This is a genomic window from Mesorhizobium sp. M0040 (assembly GCF_040323505.1).
Taxonomy (GTDB): domain Bacteria; phylum Pseudomonadota; class Alphaproteobacteria; order Rhizobiales; family Rhizobiaceae; genus Mesorhizobium.
The window spans coordinates 19,855-42,337 of the sequence record NZ_JAMYVA010000009.1 but is presented as its reverse complement, the minus strand read 5'-3'; the positions used below and the strand labels follow the sequence as shown (position 1 = coordinate 42,337).

At 62.2% G+C, this 22,483-nt stretch carries 19 protein-coding genes; 17 read left to right on the top strand and 2 right to left on the bottom strand.

What is annotated here, in order from left to right; translation table 11 throughout:
- Positions 1 to 645: 645 nt before the first annotated feature.
- Positions 646 to 783 carry a hypothetical protein gene (locus NKJ91_RS10515; protein ID WP_352455477.1) on the bottom strand — a complete coding sequence of 46 codons (138 nt, stop codon included), beginning with the start codon at positions 781 to 783 and terminating at the stop codon, positions 646 to 648.
- Positions 784 to 800: 17 nt separating this feature from the next.
- On the opposite strand from NKJ91_RS10515, the gene NKJ91_RS33805 reads away from it, so the two are divergent.
- Together NKJ91_RS33805 and NKJ91_RS33800 are read left to right on the top strand one after the other, a co-directional pair.
- Positions 801 to 971: a nitrilase-related carbon-nitrogen hydrolase gene (locus NKJ91_RS33805; protein ID WP_352578846.1), complete on the top strand. Its 171-nt coding sequence runs from the start codon at positions 801 to 803 to the stop codon at positions 969 to 971.
- Complete coding sequence (locus NKJ91_RS33800; RefSeq protein WP_502900707.1) at positions 971 to 1,108, top strand: hypothetical protein; 138 nt, start codon at positions 971 to 973, stop codon at positions 1,106 to 1,108. Before NKJ91_RS33805 ends, NKJ91_RS33800 begins: the two co-directional genes overlap by 1 nt.
- A gap of 100 nt (positions 1,109 to 1,208) precedes the next feature.
- On the opposite strand, the gene tssH is transcribed toward NKJ91_RS33800, so the two are convergent.
- Positions 1,209 to 3,959: a type VI secretion system ATPase TssH gene (tssH, locus tag NKJ91_RS10505; RefSeq protein WP_352455476.1), complete on the bottom strand. Its 2,751-nt coding sequence runs from the start codon at positions 3,957 to 3,959 to the stop codon at positions 1,209 to 1,211.
- A gap of 336 nt (positions 3,960 to 4,295) precedes the next feature.
- Here tssH and tssA point away from each other — a divergent pair, with 336 nt between their 5' ends.
- The 15 genes from tssA (at position 4,296) to NKJ91_RS10430 (ending at position 22,482) form a co-directional block, all read left to right on the top strand.
- A complete protein-coding gene (gene tssA / locus NKJ91_RS10500; RefSeq protein ID WP_352455475.1) occupies positions 4,296 to 5,474 on the top strand; it encodes a type VI secretion system protein TssA in 1,179 nt (392 codons plus the stop codon).
- Between the two features lie 6 nt (positions 5,475 to 5,480).
- On the top strand, positions 5,481 to 6,017 hold the full coding sequence (tssB, locus tag NKJ91_RS10495; protein ID WP_023678574.1) for a type VI secretion system contractile sheath small subunit: 537 nt from the start codon (positions 5,481 to 5,483) through the stop codon (positions 6,015 to 6,017).
- 2 nt (positions 6,018 to 6,019) lie between these two features.
- On the top strand, positions 6,020 to 7,522 hold the full coding sequence (tssC, locus tag NKJ91_RS10490; protein ID WP_023678575.1) for a type VI secretion system contractile sheath large subunit: 1,503 nt from the start codon (positions 6,020 to 6,022) through the stop codon (positions 7,520 to 7,522).
- Positions 7,523 to 7,568: 46 nt separating this feature from the next.
- Positions 7,569 to 8,030, top strand: a complete 462-nt coding sequence (locus NKJ91_RS10485; RefSeq protein WP_023678576.1) for an Hcp family type VI secretion system effector — start codon at positions 7,569 to 7,571, stop codon at positions 8,028 to 8,030.
- Positions 8,017 to 8,772 carry a type VI secretion system baseplate subunit TssE gene (gene tssE, locus NKJ91_RS10480; RefSeq protein ID WP_023678577.1) on the top strand — a complete coding sequence of 252 codons (756 nt, stop codon included), beginning with the start codon at positions 8,017 to 8,019 and terminating at the stop codon, positions 8,770 to 8,772. Before NKJ91_RS10485 ends, tssE begins: the two co-directional genes overlap by 14 nt.
- A 1-nt stretch (position 8,773) precedes the next feature.
- The gene (gene tssF, locus NKJ91_RS10475) at positions 8,774 to 10,648 is read left to right on the top strand and encodes a type VI secretion system baseplate subunit TssF (RefSeq protein WP_352455474.1); all 1,875 of its coding nucleotides are present in this window, start codon (positions 8,774 to 8,776) and stop codon (positions 10,646 to 10,648) included.
- On the top strand, positions 10,612 to 11,673 hold the full coding sequence (gene tssG, locus NKJ91_RS10470; RefSeq protein ID WP_023678579.1) for a type VI secretion system baseplate subunit TssG: 1,062 nt from the start codon (positions 10,612 to 10,614) through the stop codon (positions 11,671 to 11,673). Before tssF ends, tssG begins: the two co-directional genes overlap by 37 nt.
- Complete coding sequence (gene tagH / locus NKJ91_RS10465; RefSeq protein WP_352455473.1) at positions 11,670 to 13,145, top strand: type VI secretion system-associated FHA domain protein TagH; 1,476 nt, start codon at positions 11,670 to 11,672, stop codon at positions 13,143 to 13,145. Before tssG ends, tagH begins: the two co-directional genes overlap by 4 nt.
- A 3-nt stretch (positions 13,146 to 13,148) precedes the next feature.
- Positions 13,149 to 13,604: a type VI secretion system lipoprotein TssJ gene (gene tssJ, locus NKJ91_RS10460; RefSeq protein ID WP_352455472.1), complete on the top strand. Its 456-nt coding sequence runs from the start codon at positions 13,149 to 13,151 to the stop codon at positions 13,602 to 13,604.
- 39 nt (positions 13,605 to 13,643) lie between these two features.
- A complete protein-coding gene (gene tssK / locus NKJ91_RS10455; protein WP_352455471.1) occupies positions 13,644 to 14,978 on the top strand; it encodes a type VI secretion system baseplate subunit TssK in 1,335 nt (444 codons plus the stop codon).
- Positions 14,979 to 14,982: 4 nt separating this feature from the next.
- Positions 14,983 to 16,305, top strand: a complete 1,323-nt coding sequence (gene icmH, locus NKJ91_RS10450) for a type IVB secretion system protein IcmH/DotU (protein ID WP_352455470.1) — start codon at positions 14,983 to 14,985, stop codon at positions 16,303 to 16,305.
- A gap of 1 nt (position 16,306) precedes the next feature.
- Positions 16,307 to 19,843 (top strand): type VI secretion system membrane subunit TssM, encoded by a 3,537-nt coding sequence (gene tssM / locus NKJ91_RS10445; protein WP_352455469.1) that lies wholly within the window; start codon positions 16,307 to 16,309, stop codon positions 19,841 to 19,843.
- Positions 19,840 to 20,367: a type VI secretion system-associated protein TagF gene (tagF, locus tag NKJ91_RS10440; protein WP_352455622.1), complete on the top strand. Its 528-nt coding sequence runs from the start codon at positions 19,840 to 19,842 to the stop codon at positions 20,365 to 20,367. The genes tssM and tagF overlap by 4 nt, the downstream gene beginning before the upstream one ends.
- Positions 20,368 to 20,383: 16 nt before the next feature.
- Entirely contained in the window at positions 20,384 to 21,466 is a 1,083-nt protein-coding gene (locus tag NKJ91_RS10435; protein WP_352455468.1) for a DUF2169 family type VI secretion system accessory protein, read from the top strand.
- 182 nt (positions 21,467 to 21,648) lie between these two features.
- On the top strand, positions 21,649 to 22,482 hold the full coding sequence (locus NKJ91_RS10430) for a hypothetical protein (RefSeq protein WP_352455467.1): 834 nt from the start codon (positions 21,649 to 21,651) through the stop codon (positions 22,480 to 22,482).
- Position 22,483 lies beyond the last annotated feature (1 nt).

Genomic DNA, 22,483 nt, shown 5'->3' with positions numbered 1-22,483 from the left:
GATTGAGTCTGCCAGGAGACTGGTTCACTATTGGCTTGAAGGCCAGTCAGCCGAGGTGAATCCCGCCCTATCGGCCCAGCGGCAGCTTCGAAGTCGAAAGCAGTTCGGCCTCGTCCATCACTCCGGGCATGTAATTTGCTAGGATGCGATGCGAGCGCTTCATGCTCATGCTCGGATTGACAGTCACCCTTGAGCCCATCGAATACCCGGCCCAGAAGCGCCAGCTCGGATGGATTGAAAATACCAGCAGTCTGGGCTGTTCGATGGATCGGCATGACCAATTCTCCGTCTCGATGTTCTCAGCCGAACGATAGAATCCGCCCCTCCAAGATTGCATTAACCTTTGCTAAGATCATGCTGGATAGCCACAGAAAAACGCCCGCCACGTGGAATAAGGGCACCGCGTGGCGCCGCGGATGCCACCGCCGCACTGTGAGCCAGCTTGGTCGAGCAGGTGAGAGGCCCTTGGACAGTGGGGCGCGAGCCAACAAGCCTCCGACGTGCTTGGATAAGTCACCGCGAGGACCCACGGCTGTTGATAGCTTGCGGACTGGTGCGGTAACTCGGTAAGGCGCGTCGGCGCCGCCTCGAGCTGGTCGGTCAACCGATTCTTCAGCACGTCAAGGAGGCTGATGGTGATGGCGATCACCACGGGCCGAGGACAAGGCCGGATGCACCGAACAAGACAATGCCGCCGACTGACCCAATAAAGGCCACCATGGTGTGGAGGCGCAACCTGTTACCGACAAGCATCGGATAGCAGCCATTGTGATCGTCGAGCATGGCGGCCTCGCATCGGTATGCTCATTTGTTACGATGTCGAATTTCCTGAAAATGTGCGGCGGCTGGCGCTCGCCGGCTCCAATCTCATCGCCGTGCCGCCGGCCTTGCCCGCAACCGACCATGCCGAACTCATTGCCCGCAAGATGATTCCTGTCCGTGCTTTCGAGAACCAACTCTTCATCGCCTAGTGAACCATTGCAGCGCGGACGACCTTTTCTGCTATGCCGGGCTGTCGGCGATCACCGCTCCCGACGGCACCCTTCTGGCCGCTGCCGACAGGGCCGAGGCATTGCTTGTCGCCGACATACTGCCGGACGAGCATTAATTAGACCCGCTTCGCTTACTAGCAGGTGGTGTTGGCTTGCTGCCGCATGAGCGACTAACGCCACAGCTGACGAAAGGAGCCGCCCCTAATATCCGCGCTCTTATTCGAACGAATAGGTAAACCCTTGGGCTGAGGCGCCAACCGTCACCTTCGTCATCTTTTCACCAGCGAGCGACCGGTTCAGCACGCCGCGGCTCAGTTCCGGAAGAAGCGTGTTGGTCAGAATTGCGTCAATCATCCTGCCGCCCGATTCGATTTCCGTGCAGCGGGCCTTGACCAGATCCATGACACCGTCGCCGATTACCAATTCCGCATCGTTGGTCGCACGCAGCCGGCGAGCTATCTTGGCGAACTGGTGACGGGTGATCGCTTCGATCATCGAATCCGAAAGCGGAAAGTAGGGGATGGTCACCACCCGGCCGAGAAAGGCCGCGGGGAAGACTTTCAGCAATGGGCTGCGTAACGCGGCGTCCAGTTCGTCGAGCCCTGCCCGGACCGCACCATTCCGTGTCCGGTCCATGATCACTTCTGAGCCGACATTCGACGTGAGAAGGATCAGCGTGTTCTTGAAATCGATGCGTCTACCTTCACTGTCGTCCATCATCCCTTTGTCAAAGACCTGGAAGAAGATTTCGTGCACGTCCGGGTGCGCCTTCTCGACCTCGTCGAGCAGGATCACCGAATAGGGTTTGCGTCGCACCGCCTCGGTGAGAATTCCTCCCTTGCCGTAGCCGACATAGCCGGGCGGCGCGCCCTTCAAGGTAGAGACCGTATGCGCCTCCTGGAATTCAGACATGTTGATCGAGATCAGGTTCTGCTCTCCGCCGTAAAGCGTTTCGGCCAGTGCCAAGGCGGTTTCGGTCTTGCCGACGCCCGAGGGGCCGCAAAGCAGGAATACACCCACCGGCTTTTCCGGAGCGCCGAGACCGGCGCGGCTGGTCTGCACGCGCTTGGCGATCATCTCCATGGCGTGATCCTGTCCGACAACGCGCTCGGACAGAGTGACCGCGAGCCGCAGCGCCTTCTCGGTCTGACTCGACAGCATCCGCCCCGTCGGGATGCCCGTCCAGTCCTGGACCACGGCCGCCACGGCGTTGCGGTCGACCGATGGCAGGATCAGCGGTGTTTCGCCTTGCGCCTCGGCCAGTTCGCTCATCAGTTCGCGCAGCCGAGCGAGATCGGCAGCCGGATCGGGAGGAGAAGTACCGCCTCCCGCCGGAACCTTCGTCCCGGCGTTGGACCGTTCGGTCTCCGGCAGGTCCACGCTCTCTGTCTCAGTGGCGGCCTCCTGCCCTTCCACGGCATCGAGAGGCACGCCGTCACCGCGCAGCCTGGCGCGCAGTTCGAGTATCTCGGCCACCAGCGCCTTTTCGCGCTCCCAGCGCTGTTGCGCGGCTGCTAGCGTGCGTTCGGTCTCGGCAAGTCCAGCCTCGACCCGCGCCTGCCGCTCAGCCACCTCGATGCCGATTGCAGCCTCGCGGCCGATGATGCCGCGCTCGACCTCCAGCGCCTGGCGACGGCGCATGATGTCCTCGACCTCGGCGGGCGTGGCGTGCTGCGATACGGCGACACGCGCGCAGGCGGTGTCGAGAAGGCTGACCGCCTTGTCCGGCAACTGCCGCGCCGGGATGTAGCGATGCGACAGGGCGACCGCCGCGTCGATCGCCTCGTCCAATATCTGCACCTCATGGTGCTGTTCCAGGACGCCGGCCACCCCGCGCAACATGAGAATGGCCACCCCTTCCGACGGCTCGTCGATCTTTACCACCTGGAAGCGGCGGGTCAGCGCCGGGTCTTTCTCGATGTGCTGTTTGTATTCCGCCCACGTCGTTGCCGCTATCGTGCGAAGCTCGCCGCGCGCCAACGCCGGTTTGAGTAGATTGGCAGCGTCGCCGGTTCCGGCAGCACCACCGGCGCCTATCAGGGTATGGGCTTCGTCGATGAAGAGGATGACCGGCGCCTCGGACGATTGAACCTCGTCGATTACAGCCTTCAGCCGCTTTTCGAATTCACCTTTTACGCTTGCGCCTGCCTGCATCAATCCGACGTCGAGCATGCGCACGCTCACTCCCTGCAGTGGGGGCGGCACATCGCCTTTGGCGATGCGCAGAGCAAAACCCTCCACGACTGCAGTCTTGCCGACGCCCGCCTCGCCGGTCAGGATCGGATTGTTCTGCCGGCGTCGCATCAATATGTCGACAATCTGCCTGATCTCCGGATCGCGGCCGACGACGGGGTCGATCTTTCCGTCGCGGGCGCGCTGGGTCAGGTCGGTGGCATATTTGGCCAGTGCCGAATCCCCGCCCGAAGCCCGCCGCGGCGCCTCTGTCGCGGTGACCGTTGGCGCAGCGCCGGCTTCGAGTGAGCCCTGCGTGACATCGGCGAAGCGCGCCACGAGGGCGTCGGCGTCGATCTTGTCGAACTCGCCGCTGATCTTCGATAGCAGGCCTTCCAGCACCGGTGTCTTCAGACAAGCAAGCAGAACATGCGCGCTGCGGACCTCCTCCACGCCGAATTCCAGTGTTGCCAGATTCCAGGCCTCCTGGATGGCGTGGAAGATATGGTCGGAAAACTCTTCGATCGAGGTTGCGCCATAAGGCAGCTTGTCCACCGCACGCGTCATATCGGCCGTAAGTCGGCCCGCATCCAGTCCCGCATCGGCGATCATCATTTGCACATCCGAGCGGTCGGAGAGCACCAACTGCTCGACGAAGTGGACGAGTTCGACGTAAGGATTGCCGCGCAGTTTGGCACTGTCGGCCGCTGCCTTGAAGGCGCGCAACCCTAGAGGATTGAGCTTTCCGACCAGTTCCTTGCGCTTGAAACTCTGCGATGACCGGCGCTGTTCCATCGAAGTGCTCCTGCACTCTGCAAGTCGATAACCTGCCACATAAGCAGCCGCTTGACAAAGTACAGGATGAACAAAGGTTTCGATCCCCGATTATGCGGGCTCCCATCATTGGTGGAAGATCCTGCGTCGCCGGCTGCAAACAACCACGAGCCTGACATCCCAGGCACGACATTTCCGGTCCAGGGCTCGGCAATCACGCCTTTCGGATTCCACAATCAAGACAAGGCTGCATTAGCTTTTGTTAATTTTTTCCGCACTCGCTGAATTGTGGAAAAGCGCAACCGTGTGATAACGTAGGGGCAGGTCGGCCTCAGGGCCGGTGACTGGGGGATCGGTGTGATCGACGTCGCACTCTGGCTTGCTCCGCTCGACGGTGAAATTCCGTCGGGAGAGGATTTGCGTAACGATCCGGCGTTTCACGAACTGGAGCGCCTGACGGAGCCCCAGGTCAAGGTTGTCCATGACGGCAACAACAGGCCGGTCTCGCAAAGCACCATTCCCGTCGACTGGCCAGCAGTGCTCACCAAGGCCGAGGAATTGCGCGCGCGTGGTCGCGACCTGCGCCTGATTGTCATTGTCACACGCGCACTGGCCAACGAGCAGGGACTGGCCGGCTTGGCGCAGGGTCTGACGCTTATTGGGCGGACATTCGACCAGCATTGGGAATCCATGCACCCGGCGCTGCGGCCCAACACGTCGCCTCGCGAGGCCGCCTTGCGCCGCATCAACGCGCTGCTCGATCTTCAAAACGGTCAGGACGGGCTGCTGGCCAACCTGCGTCAAATGACTTTCTTTGCGCCACGCTCGATCGGGCCGATCAGCGGACGCGACCTGGAACACGCTGCACTCGACGACCGCGTCATGCTGCAAGAAGCAGCGTCAGGATTGAATGCGGCCGAAAAGGCGGCGCTTGTCAGTGCGCACGGACAACTGTTGAACCGGGTTCGTGCCGGGTGCGCGGCACAGGCGGATCAAGCCAATGAGGAAATGCAGTCGCTCATCGCCGATGCGCGCGCGGCGGTCGCGGCACTGGATACGGTCGAGACAGCCCTCAATGCTCGCCTTGAAGGCAGCGGCGGGACCACCATTCCGGAATTAAAACGGTTCCTGCAGCGTTTGCTGACAACCCTCGAGCGCAACTCGGCTGCCGGCGCGATGGCGAATGGCTCGGCAAAGCCGTCCCCTTCGCCTGCAGAACCGGTAATACCTGCCCGAAACGGTCATGGAGCCGATACAATGGCAAGTGTGGCTAGCTACGCGGACTCGAGCACCGGACTCCCCGACCGGATTTCTTCGCGCGACGACGTGGTGAAATGCCTGGACCTCGTCGTCGCCTTCTATGACCGTACCGAACCGTCGAGCCCGATTCCCCACCTCGCCCGCCGTGTGCGCCGGATGGTGCATATGGATTTTGTTGAACTGATGGAAGACCTCGCCCCGTCGGGACTGAAGGAGTTCCGGCTTCTTGCCGGCGTTCCCGATGCCAAGAAGACGGCTCAGAAGGATGAAAGGTAGCAAGCAATGCCAGCCGAAAGCAAAGCCAAGGTCATCGAACGAAATCGCGCGCCGCGGGTGCAGATCGCCTATGACGTGGAAACCTATGGCAGTCCAACGACAATCGAGCTGCCGTTTGTCATGGCCGTCATGGCCGATCTTTCGGGGGCTTCGCAGACGAAGGAAGCGGCCAAGTCGGTGCTGGACCGCTCCTTGGTCGAGACCGATGCGAACCGGTTTCCGCGTTTCATGGAGGCACTTGGACCACGCGTGAAAGCCCGCGTGAAGAATACGCTGCCACAGGCTGAAGGCGCCGAGCGGGACGAGGAGCTGGCGCTCGACCTTACCTTCACCAAGATGGGCGATTTTGCGCCGGACAAGATTGCCGAGCAGGTGCCCCAATTGGCCGAAATCCTCAAGATGCGCCGCCAACTCGAGGAACTTCTCGGCTTCATGGACGGGCGCGTCGACGCCGAAAAGCGCATTGCGCAACTGCTGAACAATGAACCGCTTCTTGGCCAGATCGCCAGCCAGGCACTGGCGGACGACAAGGCAGGGGAATGACCATGGCCGAACAGCAAAAAACCGCCGCCGTCGCCGAGGCGGAAACCATCGATCTTGGAGAATTCAGCGGGCTCCTCGAGAAGGATTTCAAGGTCAAGAAGGACGACAGCGAAAAGCTGCAGCAATTGGTGCGCAATCTCGCACTTGCAGCGCAGACACGTTCCGATACCACGACCATCTCGTCGAATGCGATCAAGTCGATCAAGTCGCTGATTGCCGGAATCGACAAGATGCTTTCCGAACAGGTCAACGAGATCCTGCACGCGCCGGAAGTGCGCGAAATGGAGGGCACATGGCGTGGCCTGTGGTATCTCGTAAACAATACCGAGACGGATCAGAAGCTGAAGATCCGGGTGATGAACATCTCCAAGGAGCAGCTGGCCGACACGCTTGAGGATTATGAGGGCCAGATGTGGGATCAGAGCCCGATCTTCAAGAAAGTCTACACGGACGAGTATTCGATGCTTGGCGGCGAGCCGATCGGCTGTGTGATCGGTGCCTACGAATTCTCCAACCACCCGCGCGACGTCGGTCTGCTGCGCAACATCTCCGGCGTCTGCGCCTCAGCGCACACGCCTTTTATCGCAGCTGCCTCGCCTCGCCTGTTCCGCATGGATAGCTGGCAGGAATTGCCGAATCCGCAGGACCTGCAGCAGATTGTCTCCAACCCCGCCTATGCCTCCTGGCAGTCGCTGCGCGAGAGCGAGGATGCACGCTACATCGGCCTGACCATGCCTCGCGTTCTGGCGCGGCTGCCGTATGGTACCGATACCGTTCCGGTGAAGGGCTTCACCTTCGAGGAGGAGGTGCATGGCGACCACAACAAATATGTCTGGATGAACGCTGCCTTCCCGATGGGCGTGAACATAAACCGCAGCCACAAGCTCTATGGCTGGGGTACGCAGATCCGCGGCGTCGAAAATGGCGGCACGGTCCTCAACCTGCCAGTGCACAGCTTCCCGACCGATGATGGCTCGATAGCGATGAAATGTCCGACGGAGGTCGCCATCGACGACCGGCGCGAGGCGGAGCTGGCCAAGCTCGGCCTGATGCCCATCCTGCATCGAAAGAACACCGATCTCGCCGCGTTCATTGGCGCCCATTCGCTGCAGGACGACGAGACAAGGGCGGGACGGCTGGTCGACCCTGATGCGCAGGCCAACGAGCGGCTGAGCGCCAACCTGCCCTACCTTTTCCCGGTCTCGCGCTTTGCCCACTACCTCAAGGCGATCGCGCGCGACAAGGTCGGTTCGTTCAAGGAGCGCTCCGACATGCAGATCTGGCTGACCGAATGGATCAACCGGTATGTGCTGGCCAACCCGGCCTTTGCCGACGACAAGGCGCGCGCCAAGCGCCCGCTCGCCGCCGCCGAGGTTCAGGTGGACAGCGTGGAGGGACGCCCAGGCTACTACAATGCCCGCTTCTATCTGCGCCCGCATTATCAGCTGGAGGGTATCAATGCCTCGCTCCGGCTGGTTTCGGAACTTCCGTCCGTAAAGACTTGATTTGCAGCAACAACATCTTGGTTTTTGAAAGCGGTGGAGAAAGACAATGCCCACAAATACGAAGATTGATGGCTTTCTAAAGGTTCCGGATATCAAAGGCCCAAGCACTCGTGATGGCCATGAGGACGAAATTGAAATCCATGGCGTCGATTACAAGATGATCGCACCCTATGATCCAAACTCACTCTCGCGCCGCGGTCGTGTGTCCTTGGGTATGATCAAGTTCACCAAGCATTATGACAAGTCCTCGCCCTACCTGAAAAAGGCGCTGTTCGAAAACAAGGCCCTGGACGAAGTCGTGTTTTCGGCACGGCGGACCATTGATGGCGAGACCAAGGATTACCTGGTCGTCACACTCACCGACGCCTCGATCATGGAATACGACATGTCGCAGGCCGAGGATGAGGAGGACCTGATCGAGGAAGAGGTCAGCTTTGCCTACAAGAAAATAAAGTTCGTCTACGACGACAACGACGAAATCGAAATGGATGTCTATGTCGGCAAGTGAGGCCCGGCGGCCCGGCGCGGACAAGTCGCTGGGTAGCGGCAGCTCGCGAGCAAAGCGCGAAGCCGTCCAGCCCTCTCTATGGGACCGCCTCGTAAACGATCTGCCGGGTATGACCTCCGAGATAGACGGGCTGCGCCAGGCACTGCAGGACGAGCTTGGCGCGGAGCGGCTGGACAATCTTGTTGCGGCCAGCGCGCGGCTCATCGACACCGACGCGGAGTTGACGGCCGACCAGAAGCGGCGTCTGCATCGCCTGGCCTTTCAGAGCCAGCACCGCGCTGAAATCGAAAGCCGCGGCGTGGTGGTGTCGGCGCGTGTGCTCAAGGAAGCCGTGCGGCGCGATGTCGAGGCTTTGTTCAATACCGAGCGCTTCGAGGCCGTTCCGCTTCTTTCCGACCTTGAAAGCGAACAGGCCACGGACAACCCACCGTCGCTCGCCGATTTTCCGGAGGTGCGTCGCAGCGTCGTCAATTACGGAGTGCCTTCCTTCTCGGGCCGTTCTTCCCGCGACTTTGATCGCGAGGCCCTTGCGCGCGAGATCCGCTCGGTGCTTGCCACCTTCGAGCCGCGTCTCAAGGACAGTACAACAAAGGTTGCGGTAACCCTTGGCGACAAAACCGTGGGCCTGAAGATCGAGATAGATGCGGTGTTGATCATGACGCCCACGCCCGAACGCATGCGCCTGCGCACCACGATCAATCTCGATAACGGCTTGGCTCGGACCGAATTTAGGGAAGCCTGAGATGGACCGGGTCTTCGTAGAATATTACGAGGAGGAACTGACCCATATCCGCGCGCTCGCGGCAGAATTTGCCGACATGCATCCCGCGGTGGCGCGCAACCTTTCACTCGATACGGTCCCCTGTCCGGACCCTTACGTCGAGCGGCTGCTTGACGGCGTTGCTTTCTTGGCCGCGCGGACCCGACTCAAGGTCGATGCGGAACGCTCGCGTTTCTCGCGCGCCGTCCTTGATGTTCTCTATCCCGATCTTGTCACGCCGGCGCCGGCAACGGCCGTGGTGGTGTTCAAACCCGGCCAGCAGGTCCAGACAATGATTGGGGGCCATGTCGTCAAACGCAATACGCGTCTGGTTTCCAGCCTCCAGCCAGGCCTGTCGACGCGTTGCACGTTCACCACCGCCCAGGACATCACGCTGTGGCCGATTGCCATCACCTCGGTCGGCTATTTTCAGGATCGCAGCGCCTTGGCTGCAGCCGGCATCGCGCGGATCGGCGGTGTGGATGGCGAGGCGGCGCTTCGCATCACGCTGGCTCGTACCGGAAAAGGCAAGCTCGACGAACTGTCGCTCGACCGGCTTGATCTCTACTTTTCCGCGCGCACCAAGGCACCACTGCTTTTCGACGCGATTTTCGGCGCCTGCGCGGCCGTTGGTGCACGGCCGGAAGGCAAGACCAACCCGATATCGCTGTTGCCGGTACCTGAAATGGTCGGCATCAACGATGACGAGGCGCTGATGCCTCGTACACGTCCGACCTTCGAAGGGTACCGTCTTCTGCGCGAATATTTCATGATGCCGGAGCGCTTTCATTATGCTCGGGTTTCGGGATTGCAGCCCATCGTGCGCACATGCACAGCCGAACTCGAGATCATCTTCATCTTCAGGCGTCCGGTGCCTGAAGTTGCCGATGTGACGGCGGCCGATTTTGAACTTTTCGCAACGCCGATCATCAATCTGTTCGAACGTGAGTGCAACGTCGTCGAGCTCGATCCACGCAAGACGCGGCAGGTGCTGCATGCCGACCGCACGAGAGCGCAGGACTTCGAAATCTATCGGGTTATCCGCGTCGAGGACGCCGACAGCGAGGGGAGCGACGCCGCAATCCCGGAGCTCTTCAGTCTGGGACAGAACCGCGGCAGCGGTTGGGTTTATTCCACCGAACGGCGCCCACGCCGCCCGACGGAGGAGGAACGGCGCGACGGCCTCACCCGTACTTCATACACGGGCGACGACGTTTTCCTGGCGATTTCGCGTCCCGCGGAAAGTCCTCCGAACCGGCCGCTGAAGCGCGTCGACGTCGTGGCGCTCTGCACCAACCGCGATCTGCCGATTCTTGACGACAACCCTACCTTGACTCTGGAAGCCGGCGATCCGGTCGAGACGATCCGGCTTCTCGGCGCATTGCGCCCGCCTCGCCCAACCATCCCCGCAGCGCTGCCGGCGGGCGCGGCGGGTGAATCGCGAGCCGACAATCTCGCCTGGCGGCTTGTAGCGCAGCTCGCGCTCAACTTTCTAAGCCTTGCAAAGGAAGGTCGCGGCGTCGATCCGCTGCATGCGCTGCTTGAGCTTTACGCCGACAGGGGAGACCCGAGCCTCGCCCGCAATGTGCACTCGATCGTGCGCATCGACTCCCGGTCGGTCATCGAACGGCTACAGATCGATGGGCCGATGTGCTTCGGACGAGGCACGGAGGTGACATTGCATGTCGATCAATCGGTTCTGGCGGGGCAGAGTACCTTGCTGCTTTCGGCATTGCTGGCACGGCTGTTTGCCCGTCATGCCGGAATAAATGGCTTTGTGCGAACCCGCACATGGCTGCTGCAGAAGCAGGAGGATGTGCCATGGCCGATGACGCCCGGCAATCGCTACCTGATCTAGACAAGCCTGGCCGGTCCGAAGAGCTGTCGGATGCATTCGACTTCTTCGAGTTGTTGCGGCGACTCGAACGAAGAGGCGGGCTGTTCGGCTATTCCGGCCCGCCGGAGCGCGAGCCCTCGCGGCTGGGGCAGCATGTCCGTCTCAGCTTTTTCGCCAAGGACTTGGCAGAATTCCGCGAAGCGACTGACAAAGCGCCCGCTCGGGTCACGGTCGCAAACATTGGTCTGATGGGACCTGAAGGTCCGATGCCCCTGCATTTGACGCGCTGGGTACTCGATCGCCTGTCGCAACGCTGGTTCACCGGCGCCGATGCGCAGCAGACCAGCGACACGACGTTCATGGACTTCGTCAACATTCTTCAGAACCGCATGATTGCGCTGTATTACAGGGCGTGGGCGGATGCGCATCCGGCGGTTCAGGTCGAGCGCCCGGTAGGTGGGCGCGTTCGCGCCATGCTTGAAGCCATGGCGGGAATAGGGCTTCCCGGCACCCACAACCCCGAACTGGACGCAGTGAAGCTGCGCCAGGCCGCTTCGCTTGCCAATCAGGTCGACGGCCCCGAGCGGCTGACGCTGTTCCTGGCTGAGGCGTTCAAGGTGCCGGTCCAGATCAGGGAGTTCATCGCTGCCTGGATGACCATACCAGCCGCGCTCCAGACCCGCGTTGGGAAAGCCTACGCAGGGCTCGGTCGGGGAGCGACGATCGGTCCGCGCGTCTTCAACCGTCAAAGCAGGATCGAGCTCCGCGTCGGCCCGCTGGGCTATGAGGAGTTCAAGGCGTTCCTGCCGGGCGGTCAACGCCTCAAATTGTTCAAGCAAGCCGTTAGCGACATGGTCGGCGCATCGCTCGACGTCGATCTGCGCATCGTGCTGGCGCGCGATGCCGTTCCGCCGCCGCGTATTGGAACCGTGCAACTCGCCCGGACCGCGTGGCTTGCGCGGCCCGCTGAAAGGGGCGATGCTGACGACATGCGGCTGCGGACATTAGTCGGCTGGCGGCAGGAAGGGGCGGAGGTCGCGGCATGAGTCTGCTGCTGACGCTGGAGCAAGGGCCACGCACCCAGGCGGTACGGCAGACCCGGCTTGACGAGGGGGAACTGGTGATCGGCCGCAGTGCGGACGCCGGCTGGCAGATCGACGATCCCGACATGTTCGTTTCACGCGCCCATTGCAGGATCACTGGTGGGCGCGACGGATATTTCGTCACCGATACGTCGAGCAGCGGATTGTTCATAGACGACTCCGACAGCCCGCTCGGCGCAGGCAAGTCGACGCGTCTTCGCAATGGCATGCGGCTGAGATTGGGCGATTACATCGTGCATGTCGATCTGCAGACGTCGAGTGCCCAAGCCACAGCAGCAGCCGCAGCGCCGGTTCCGGAGCGCTCACCGCCGGCGTCTCGGGCGCCGGTCAGCATCGGCCGTGACGATTTCTTTTCAGCCGCCGTGGAAGAAGAGCCGCAGCGGCCACGTCCAGCCGAGCTGCCGAACCCGTTCGAGCAGCCGATCCCGGGTGCGTTCGAACGCGCCAATTCCAGACAGCGCAGCTCGCCTGCTTTCGACGACCCGTTCAGCCTCGATCCGATCGCAACACCAGTATCCAAAGGCACCGCAAACTATCCAGAACCAGCCAGCGCACCCAAGCAGACAGACCCATTTGGCCTCGAGTCGGCGTCGTTCCCCAACGGCGCTACGGAGCCTGCGACGGCAAAGCTGCCGGAATTCAACGACGACTTCGGTTTTGGTCCAGCCGCAGCGCCCAACCCGGGAAGCGGCGCCAGCTCAACCGGGCAGCGCGAGCGCGACGCCCAGCCACTGCAAGCGGCCAATCCCTGGGACGTGCCCGTGCGAGGGGCAGATGCCCCTCCCCCAATACGGGCAGGCGCAGCCGCCAGCCCCGCCCGCCAGCCGCCTGCGAGGCAGCACGCCGACATGGCGCTTCGCACCGCATTCCTGCGCGGTATGGGTGTCGCGGAAGCCGATTTTCCCGGGCGCGACGCCGTCGCCGAGATGGAAAAGTTCGGCCGCGAATACCGGCTTATGATGGAAGGATTGATGCAGCTGCTGCGCAAGCGTGCCGAAGAAAAGGGAAATGCCCGCGTTGCCCAGACAATGGTCGGAGCCTCCGAGGTCAATCCACTCAAGTTTCTGCCGACGGTCGACGACGCAATCGTGACGCTCATCGCCGAACGCAGCCCCGGATTTCTCGCCGGCGAAGCGGCTATCGCGGATGCGGTTCGCGATCTGGCACAGCATCACGTGCGCGCCTGGCGCGGCGTGCAGGCTGCCTTGCGGCGGATGGTCGACCGTTTTGAGCCGGCAGCCATCGAAGAAGAGCTGAAATCGAGTTCCGCGATCGGCACGCTGTTGTCGGGCGGGCGCGGCGCCAAGCTGTGGGAGCTCTACCAGAAACGCCATCGTGAAATCGCCGAGAGCGCGGAAAAGAGCTTTCTCGGCGAAATCGGCGCCGATTTTCGGGATGCATATGAGGAGGAGTAAGACATGATCGATCGACGCGAATTTATCGTTGCCTTGGGTGCGACCGGGCTGCTTGCGGCCTGTCAAAGCGCCGGGCCGCCAAAACCGTCGGTCATCACCGTGAAGCTGACAGGGGCGGGCGGCATGAACCCTGGACCAGGCGGCGGCGACCGGCCTGTGACGGTGCTGGTCATGCGGCTGCGCAGCACCGGTAAGTTCAACTCCGCCGACTACTTTGCCTTGCAGGGGGATGCCGGCTCGGCACTGGCAGGCGATCTCATCGGATCCGACCAGATTGCCGTCGGGCCTGGAAAAACCGCGACCAAGACCATTACAGTTGAACCGGATGCGACGGCCCTGGGCTTCGTTGCACTCATCCGTGAGCCTGGCGGGCGAAACTGGCGGACGACCAAATCGGTTTCGCCCGGATCAGACTTTACGATCAATGTCACACTCGGCAGCGGCGGCATTTCCGCCTGACGGCCAAGGCAAGGGGAGCTCGATGCAGAGAGTAGCCGGATGAGCGATGCAAACAGGGTGCTGTGGTCCGAGGGCCTTTTTCTGCGGACCCAGCATTTCCAGCAGCAGGATCGTTTCTTCGAGGCGACTGTGCGCGGCGCGTTGCAGGCCGGCCAGCTGCATACGTTCGGCTTTCAGCAATTGACCCTGGATAAGGCATTGCTCGATGCCGGCCAGATCTCGATCCTGTCTGCACGAGGCATTTTCCCGGACGGAACCCCCTTCTCCATTCCGGATCTTATGGACGCGCCGCGTCCGCTGCCGGTCACCCCGGATACAGGCGCCGGCCCGGTGCTGGTCGCCTTGCCGCTCGAGCCGGCCGGCGGCATTGGCTTCGATCCGGCGCATGCGCCGCAAAGCGGTGCGCGCTATCATGGACGGATCGTTTCGGTGCGCGATGCCGTCCAGGGCGGTTCAGACCCGGAAGAAATCGAAATCGCCCGGCCGCAATCGCTGTTGCTTGCACCCGGCAAATCGGTCGGCGGCTATACCGCCCTGCCGATAGCCGACATCAAGGGGGTTCGTGCCGATGGCGGCGTTTCGCTGGACGAGACGTTCCTGCCACCGGCGTTGGTTACTGGTGCAGTGGCCTGGTACCGGCAACTGCTTCTGGAAGTCGTCACAGGCCTCGACCAGATCGCCGAGGCGCATGGCAAGATGGTCATGGGCGGGCCAGGGCGCAGCGTCGAAGACCTGTTGATGCTCAACCTCGCCAACGCGGCGCGTCCGCGACTGGCCCATATGCTGGCGCAGGATGTCTTCCATCCGGCCGAACTTTACCTGGAACTGGCCGGGCTTGCCGGCTCGATGGCGACCTACGGCTCGAGCGCGCGGCGATTGGGCGAGCTGCCGGCTTACGATCACATGGCGCCCGGCCCACCGTTTTCGGCGCTGGCGGATGCATTGCGCTCACTGATCCTGAGCCTGCGCTACATCGAGCCGAAATCGCGCGCGCTGCCCGTCATGCGCCATTCGACCAATGTTTGGAAAATCCGCATCGACAATCCGAAGCTGCTGGTGGCCAGCCGGATCGTCATCCGGGTCGGTTCGGAACTCTCGGAGGACGCGCTGCGCAAGATATTCGTCAACCAGGCGACCGTGGGCTCGGCCGATGAGTTCGAGGGCCTTTGGAAGTCCCGCCTGCCCGGCATCCCGCTGAAACCGCTTCATTCGCAACCACGCGAGATTCCTTACGACGGCGATCGGCTGTGCCTTGAGCTCGACCAGAAAAGCGAGCACTGGGCATCGCTGCTCGGTGCCCCAGGCTTCGTCATTGGCGTTTCGGGTGTGCTGCCGAGCGAACCGCAGGTGGACTGCTATTCGGTGAACAGGTGAAACCATGAGCCGGGATGATCCTTTCGGACTGTCGGAGGATCGCGAACGCACTCGCATCAGGCTGACCGGCACGCCGATGCCGCGACCCATGGCGGCCTCCTTGCCGGGCGGGCCGGTAAAACGCTCGCGCACCCACCCGAACGGCCTTGTCAACGCCTTCGCGCCCCTGCTCGAGTTTGCGCCTGAGCTTGAAAGCGCGCTGCCACCGGAGAATCCGGAAGTGTTACGCACCCGGCTGCTCGAAGAACTGGTTCGGGCACGCGACACGGCAATGGCGGCGGGGTCGTCGATGGAGCGGGCCGATCAGGCAGCATGGGTGGTGGCGGCCTTGCTCGACGATCTCGCCCTGAACACGCCCTGGGGCGGGGCCAGCGCATGGCCGCGTCAGCCGCTTGTGGTCATGTTGCGCGGCGACGTCGACGCCGGCACGCAGTTCTTCACACGGCTCGACGAACTGGAACGCCATCCGAATCGAGATCGCGAATTGCTGGAACTCCAGTATGACTGCCTGGCACTCGGTTTTCGCGGCAAGTATCGCGTGCCCGGCCGGTCGGGCGATCGCTCGCTCAATGCCGTTCGTGTGGCCGCGGCACGTTTCCTGCGCGATGCCGACGCCGAGAATGCACCGCTGTCGCCGAACTGGAAAGGCGTCATAGCATCCGACGAGCCGCAGCGCTTCATCGTTCCGATCTGGGTGATGGCCCTGGCCGCGGCGGTCATCGCCACCGCGATCTATGTCGGGCTCTCGATGGGACTAAGCAGCCAGGCGGTTGAGCTTTCAGCGCTGGTCCGCGCCTTGCCGCCGCCGACCCGTGGCGACATCAGCCGCGTGTCGTCGACGGTCGATGTCCCGCCGCCGGAGACTGTGGATTTTGCACTACTGCCCGAATTTGAGGCCGGGGCGCCGGGCAATCTCAGATCGGCTCTCAGCGGCACGGAGAGCGTTTCGCTGGCCAAGCTGGTCATCCAGGCCTCCAACCCCGAACTGTTCCAGTCGTCGCGGCCAACACTGACGGAAGGATTCGAGCCGCTGATCGGCTCGATCGCCAAGGTGATCCTCGCCAATCGTGACCTGATCGGCAACATCACTGTGGTCGGACATACGGACGGGGTTCCTCTGCAAAGAACCAATCCGCTGTCGACCAACCAGCGACTGTCAGAGGCTCGCGCCCAGACCATTGCCGACATGCTGGTACAAAACGGAGTGCCGCAGGAACGCGTCCATTCCGAGGGCCGGGCAGCCACGGATCCAGTGGCCGATGACGGCACGCGCGAGGGCCGGGCCCTGAACCGGCGCGTTGAGGTGCTGGTGGAAAAGAGGCTGTGAGATGTTCATCCTGCGCTTCCTCTGGGCGGTCCTGACATCGCGCTGGCTGTGGACACTGATTGGCATCACGCTGCTTTCCTTTGTGATCTGGGTATTCGGGCCGATCGTCAGGGTCGGACCCTACGACCCTTTCGCCTCCGACAATGTGCGCATCGTCATCATCGCGCTGCTGGTCATCTTCTGGCTGATCTGGCTGATCGCCGCCCAGCGTCGGGCGATCCGTGCCAACCGTATGTTCGTCGCCGAAATCGCCGCGCCGGCGGTAGAGAAGCCACTCAGCCCCGGCGAAGAGAATGTCGCTGCCGTCGGAGCCAAGTTCGGCGAGGTCATGGCCGAGTTGAAGCGCCGCAAACTGGGCGGTCGCAAGTTCCTGCGCGAGATGCCCTGGTACGTGATCGTCGGACCGCCGGCCACCGGCAAGACCACGGCCTTGCGCCAGTCGGGGTTGAATTTTCCGATCGACCTGACCGACGACCTGCAAGGGGTCGGCGGCACGCGCAATTGCGACTGGTTCTTTTCGGAGAGTGCGGTTCTGATCGACACTGCAGGCCGCTATGTCCAACAGGAGAGCCAACCCGACGTCGACGCAGTGGAGTGGCTGGGCTTCCTCGACCTTTTGAAGAAGCACCGGGGCCGTCGCGCGCTCAACGGTGTGATCGTCGCGCTTTCGATCGATGTGCTTTCGGAGGGCGACGACGCCATCAAGGCGCATGGCCGCAAGATCCGCCGTCGGCTGGCCGAGCTCAACGACCGCCTCGAAATCCGCCTTCCGGTCTATCTGATGCTGACCAAAGCCGACCTGATCAAGGGGTTCGAGGCTTTCTTCGGCGGTTTGTCGACGGCTGCGCGCGAGCAGGTCTGGGGGACTACGTTCGCACTCGACGCGCATGTCGATGCAAAGACGATCGAGCGGGAAATCGCGACGTTAGCAACCGAGCTCGAGCGGCGGCTGGTGCCCCGGCTGGAGGACGAAGACAAGCTTGCTGCCCGCGCCGAAATCTTCAGGTTTCCCGCCCAACTCGCCAGCCTGTCCGAGCCGATCCAGGTACTGATCGAGTCGATGTTCGGCGAAAGCCGGTATGAGGAGGCCGCCTGGCTGCGTGGCCTTTATCTGACGTCGGCGACCCAGGAAGGGGCGCCCATCGATCGGCTGACCGCAGCGCTGTCTGCCTCCTTCGGCCTTCCGCCGCGCCGGGCGTTGGCCGCGCCGCGTGTCGAAAAACGCAGCTTCTTCCTAAAGAACCTGCTCACAGAAGTCATCTTCAAGGAAGCCGGCCTAGGCACCTTCGATCCGCTGGCGCAACGCCGCCGCGCCTGGATCTGGCGTGGCGCGGCCGCCGCATGTGCCGCAGCCGCCCTGCTGGTCAGCGGCCTATTCACCTGGTCCTATTACGACAACCGCAACGCGATCACGGCCCAGGCGAGCCAGTTCGAGGCGCTGCAAACGCCACTGACCTCGGCCGCGGCAAACCCGGCATCCGTAGAACAGCCTGCGATCGATGGCGCCCTCAGTGCGATGGATGAGGTCGCAAATGCCCGCACCCCGCCGCCTGGCGCGGCACAGGATTTGCTGGGGCCATCAGCCTCGGCGGAACTGGTGCGGGCACAGACCGACACTTACGACCATGCTTTGCGCAACGTTCTCGAGCCGCACATGGTGGCGCTGCTCGAGGCGACGATGTGGCGGCAGATCCGCGATCCGGACTTCATGCTTGGCGCGCTGAAGACCTATCGCATGATGACCGGCCTTTCTCAGATGGATCCAGATTTCGCCCAGAGCTGGTGGGTCAACAGTCTGCCTGAATTCGCCGCGGCTGCCCCCTTTCCGACAGCTGACGCCGAAGAGCACCAGCTTGCCGCGATCCGTCGCATGGCGATTGACGCCAGTTATGTCGCTCCGGACCAGGCGCTGGTTGCGGAGGCACTGAAAACCGTCTGCACGATTTCCTTGCCGGCGCGTGCCTACAAGCAGCTGCTGGCCGACCCGGCGGTGGCTGCGCTCAAGGAATGGATCCCTGCCAACTTCGCCGGCCCCAACGGCGCCAAGGTTTTTGCGCGCCGTTCCGACAAGACGCTGCGCGTCGGCATTTCGGGAGCATTCACCTATGCCGGCTTCCATGACGCCATTCTCGACCGGGTCGAGGATGTCGCCGCCCAGGCAGCACTCGACCGGGCGGTGTTCGCCGGCGGTTGCTCGGAAAATTCCGAAACCTCGGTGTCGGCGCTGTCAGAGGATATTCTGAAGCTTTATTACGACGACTATATCGCGCAATGGGACAGCTTCCTGCGCGACATGAGGCTCGCGCCATTGACCGACCTCAACGTCGCCAGTGAGAACCTCAAGGATCTTTCAAGCGCCGACTCCGCGCTGAAGCGCCTGGTTACCGCGGTGGTCCAGGAGACCGAGCTTACGCGATCCGATGAAGCGCCGGCAAACGACAAGGCCGCGGCGGCAGGTGGCTCGAAACTGCTCGGCAAGCTGGGCAAGCTTGGCAAGATCGTAAAAACCGGAGCAAAGCTTTTGCCGCGTGCCGGCTCCGCCGACGAGGTGGATCTTACTGGCAATCTGGTGGCCGAACACTTCAAGCCGCTCAAGGGCGCCATCGCCGAGGTCGACGGCCAGCCGCCGGCGCTCGACGCAGCGGTCGTGGCTCTTACGGCGCTTTCGAACGTGCTGCAGACGGTGACGGCCAATCCCGATCCTCAGGACGCCATCAAGAAACAGGGCGGCCTTGCCGAACTGACTGGAGCGGTTGCCAGGCAGGCGCAGATCCTGCCCGACCCGATCGATGATTGGTTGGGCGGTATTGCCGGCGATACCAGCGGGCTGACGCAGAAGGCGGTCACCTCGGAGCTCAACGCCATCTGGCGAGCCGACATCCTGCCGTTCTGCCAGGCAGCACTCAACAACCGCTATCCTTTCAGCCCTGACAGCGCCGTCGACGTCAATGTCCGCGACTTCGCCCGTCTGTTCGGACCGGCAGGGCTGATCGACACCTTCATCAACGACCATCTGATCAGCTATGTCGACACGTCAGCGCAGCCATGGAAATGGCGCGCCGATTTCGGCCTTGATCCTTCGGCACTGGCCGCGTTCGAACAGGCAAGGCGGATCCGCGATGATCTCTTTCCCGGCGGTACAGGCCCGCTGATGAGCTTCACGCTCGAACCGAAGGACCTGTCGCCCAATGTCGCGCGCGTGACGCTCAACCTCGATGGCCAGAACCTCGTCTATTATAACAATGCAACGAGGCCGCAGCCGATGACGTGGCCCGGCAAGGACGGCACAGGGGTCATCTCGCTTGCCTTCCAGCCGATCGATGGCTCGCCCGAAATCTTGCTCAACGAAACCGGCAGCTGGGCGTGGCTGAGAATGTTGCGCAGCGGTCGCTTCACCGGCACCTCGCTGTCGGACGTCTACAGCCTGCGCCTGGGCACCAAAGGCATGTACGCCGATTTCCAACTCAAGGCGGCAAGCGTCGAGAACCCCTACAATCTTCAGATGTTCAAGAAGTTCTCATGTCCGCCCCAGATATGATACTGCCCGGCTTTTACGGCAAAATGCCTGCTACGGGCGATTTCGTCACGCGGCGGCTGCCGGGAGACTTTGTGCGCGTCTGGGACCGTTGGCTGGCACAGCATCTTGTCCCGCTGGTGGGTTCGGCAGCCTGGCCGCAGAGTACGGCGGTGCGCTTTCTCGCCGGCCCTGCTTCCTTCGGCGCATCGGCGGGCATCATCTTGCAGAGCGCCGATAGAGTCGGCAGGCAGTTCCCGCTGAGCGTCGTCGCGCGGCTTGCCGAAGCTCCTCTCCAGCTTGCTCATGGCGACGAATGGTTCGACAGCATCGAGGCTGCGGCCTTCGCCGCCCAACGCGGTGAGCTCACGCCCGACGAACTGGATGCCGCACTGACCGCCCTGCCCGCGCCGCCCATTGTGGAGGACGGAGATGTCATCGACGACATGGTGATGTGGACCGCCCGTTCGGACATTTTCGACATCGACCCGCAATCTCCGCAAGCGACGCTTGAACAAATCTTCGCCGCCAACTGGGAGACCAGCTGATGCAGGGGCAAATCTGATGTTCGTCAGCCGGAACACCACACCGTTCCTCGCCGAGACTTTTCCCTATCAGGACAAGCATTGCGTGAAGTTCTGTGTTGCCGTTGTCCGGGCAACGTTCGACGTCGATGCACAAGGCAATTGCATACCCGCGAAGGAGCAATCGCCTTTTGTATTTGCAGACACGCACTACGGCGACCCCGAGACGACGTCGGTACGCGTCGAAAGCGATTTCGTTCCGGTCAAGCCAAAATGCGAAGTGCTGCTGGACGCCCAGGCGGTCGCGCCAAGCGGCCGTCCACTGGAATCGATGGAAGTTGCGCTGATCGGGCCTGGCATCGATAAACGCGCCATCCTCACTGGGCAAAGGCGCTGGTTCAAGACAGGTCTGGGTGTACAGGCCTCACGGACTACGCCCTTTGTCAGCATGCCTCTCGCGTGGCATCTCACTTTCGGCGGAACTGACAGGACAGATCCCGAGAAGCCGCATGGCGATGGCGTGAACCCCATCGGCACCGGCTTCCTGGTGAGCCAGGCCGATCCCGACGGCGTCCTGTTGCCGTGCGTGGAGCACCCGCAATCGCGTGTCCGCATCTGGAACGACCGCGTGAAGCCGATTGGCTTCGGCCCGGTGCCGCGCTTCGCCAAACAGCGCGCGCAATATGCGGGCACCTATGACAAGCACTGGCTCGACAATATTTTTCCCTACTTGCCGCCGGATTTTGATGACCGCTATTTCCAGGCGGCGCCGCAGGACCAATGGCTTGGCCTGCTCAGAGGAGGAATGGTGTTCGGTTGCGTGGGTATGACCGAAAATGGCCGATTTAAAGTCCAGTTGCCGGGGCTCTCGGTGCCGGTCCGTTTTGTTTACGAGGACCGCATCGAGCGCAAGGCGGTCACTCCGGACACGCTCACCATCATCCCGCATGAAGGAAAGATCGTGCTTGTCGGGCGGGTCGGCACCAAGCTGCCCCGCAAGATAGTGAAACTGCAGGAAGTTCAGGTTGGCGTTAATCTCATCCCGGAAGATGACGACAAGCCACACTACCCTGGATTGGGCGCAGCGATCGAAGCTCTGAAAAGCCGACGGCGCCTGTCATGAGTTGCGTCGCCTGCATTAGCCTGGTCACCCCGGTCGGCTACACCCCGGCAAGCTCGATCGCGGCCATGCGGGGACGCATAGCAGCTTTCGCCGAGTTGGCATACGAGGATTCCGAGGGCGAGCCTATCATTGGCGCCACTGTCGATGCGGTGCCACCTCGTCTCCGCGGTCGCGACCGCATCTTGGCGCTCGTCAGACTGGCATTCGAACAAATCGATGCTGATACCGTAACAGGTCTGCCCTGGGGGCAGATGCCTCTCCTCTTGTGCACGCGTGAGAATGAAATTCCTGGAGGCCGGCTCAAAGGGATTCTGGCAGGCATAACTTTGCCGAACGGACGTGGGCTAACCGGACCGAAGCTGCTGCATATCGCGGGCGGACCCGTCGCGGTTTTCACCGCATTGTCGCATGCCGAAACGCTTTTGAAGAGCGAAGGATATCCCGCATGCATCATCGTTGCCGTCGATAGCCTGGTGGATGCGCGCACGTTGTCGTGGCTTGATCTACATCAGCGATTGAAAACCAGTGCAGTCACCGACGGACTGGTTCCTGGTGAAGCTGCCGGGATGCTAGTGGTGACGCGCGATGCCGCGACGTCGACCGCGATCGATATTCTGGGCGTCGGATTTGGCGTTGAAGGATCGACCTTGTTCAATGAGACGCCGTTCCGGGCTGACGGATTGAGCGCCGCGCTGAGAGATGCATTGGCAGCCGCGCATATGCCGATGCACAAAGTATCATTTCGCCTGTCCGACGTTGCAGGCGAAGCCTACGCTTTCGAAGAGTTGGTGCTGGCCCAGATGCGCAATATGCGTGAAGTCCGGCCCTGCCAAGACGTTTGGCACGCAGCGGATTGCATTGGCGACAGCGGCGCCGCCGCCGGCATCATCCAGTTCGCCTGGGCCGAGCAAGCCTATGCGCGCAACTATGCGCCGGGAAAGCTCGCTGCGCTTCATGCAAGCTCTTGCTTCGGCCCAAAGGCCGCAGCGATTGTGGCGCCCAGAAGGCTGGGTTGAC

Excerpts from the sequence above, each read along its gene's own strand:
- tssF (WP_352455474.1), top strand. The coding sequence starts at position 8,774 with ATGGACCGGGTCTTCGTAGAATATTACGAGGAGGAACTGACCCATATC.
- NKJ91_RS33805 (WP_352578846.1), top strand. The coding sequence starts at position 801 with ATGCTCATTTGTTACGATGTCGAATTTCCTGAAAATGTGCGGCGGCTG.
- tssG (WP_023678579.1), top strand. The coding sequence starts at position 10,612 with ATGGCCGATGACGCCCGGCAATCGCTACCTGATCTAGACAAGCCTGGC.
- tssK (WP_352455471.1), top strand. The coding sequence starts at position 13,644 with ATGAGCGATGCAAACAGGGTGCTGTGGTCCGAGGGCCTTTTTCTGCGG.
- tagH (WP_352455473.1), top strand. The coding sequence starts at position 11,670 with ATGAGTCTGCTGCTGACGCTGGAGCAAGGGCCACGCACCCAGGCGGTA.
- tssE (WP_023678577.1), top strand. The coding sequence starts at position 8,017 with ATGTCGGCAAGTGAGGCCCGGCGGCCCGGCGCGGACAAGTCGCTGGGT.
- NKJ91_RS10435 (WP_352455468.1), top strand. The coding sequence starts at position 20,384 with ATGTTCGTCAGCCGGAACACCACACCGTTCCTCGCCGAGACTTTTCCC.
- tssB (WP_023678574.1), top strand. The coding sequence starts at position 5,481 with ATGCCAGCCGAAAGCAAAGCCAAGGTCATCGAACGAAATCGCGCGCCG.
- tssJ (WP_352455472.1), top strand. The coding sequence starts at position 13,149 with ATGATCGATCGACGCGAATTTATCGTTGCCTTGGGTGCGACCGGGCTG.
- tssC (WP_023678575.1), top strand. The coding sequence starts at position 6,020 with ATGGCCGAACAGCAAAAAACCGCCGCCGTCGCCGAGGCGGAAACCATC.
- NKJ91_RS10485 (WP_023678576.1), top strand. The coding sequence starts at position 7,569 with ATGCCCACAAATACGAAGATTGATGGCTTTCTAAAGGTTCCGGATATC.
- tagF (WP_352455622.1), top strand. The coding sequence starts at position 19,840 with ATGATACTGCCCGGCTTTTACGGCAAAATGCCTGCTACGGGCGATTTC.
- tssM (WP_352455469.1), top strand. The coding sequence starts at position 16,307 with ATGTTCATCCTGCGCTTCCTCTGGGCGGTCCTGACATCGCGCTGGCTG.
- tssH (WP_352455476.1), bottom strand. The coding sequence starts at position 3,959 with ATGGAACAGCGCCGGTCATCGCAGAGTTTCAAGCGCAAGGAACTGGTC.
- icmH (WP_352455470.1), top strand. The coding sequence starts at position 14,983 with ATGAGCCGGGATGATCCTTTCGGACTGTCGGAGGATCGCGAACGCACT.
- NKJ91_RS10515 (WP_352455477.1), bottom strand. The coding sequence starts at position 783 with ATGCTCGACGATCACAATGGCTGCTATCCGATGCTTGTCGGTAACAGG.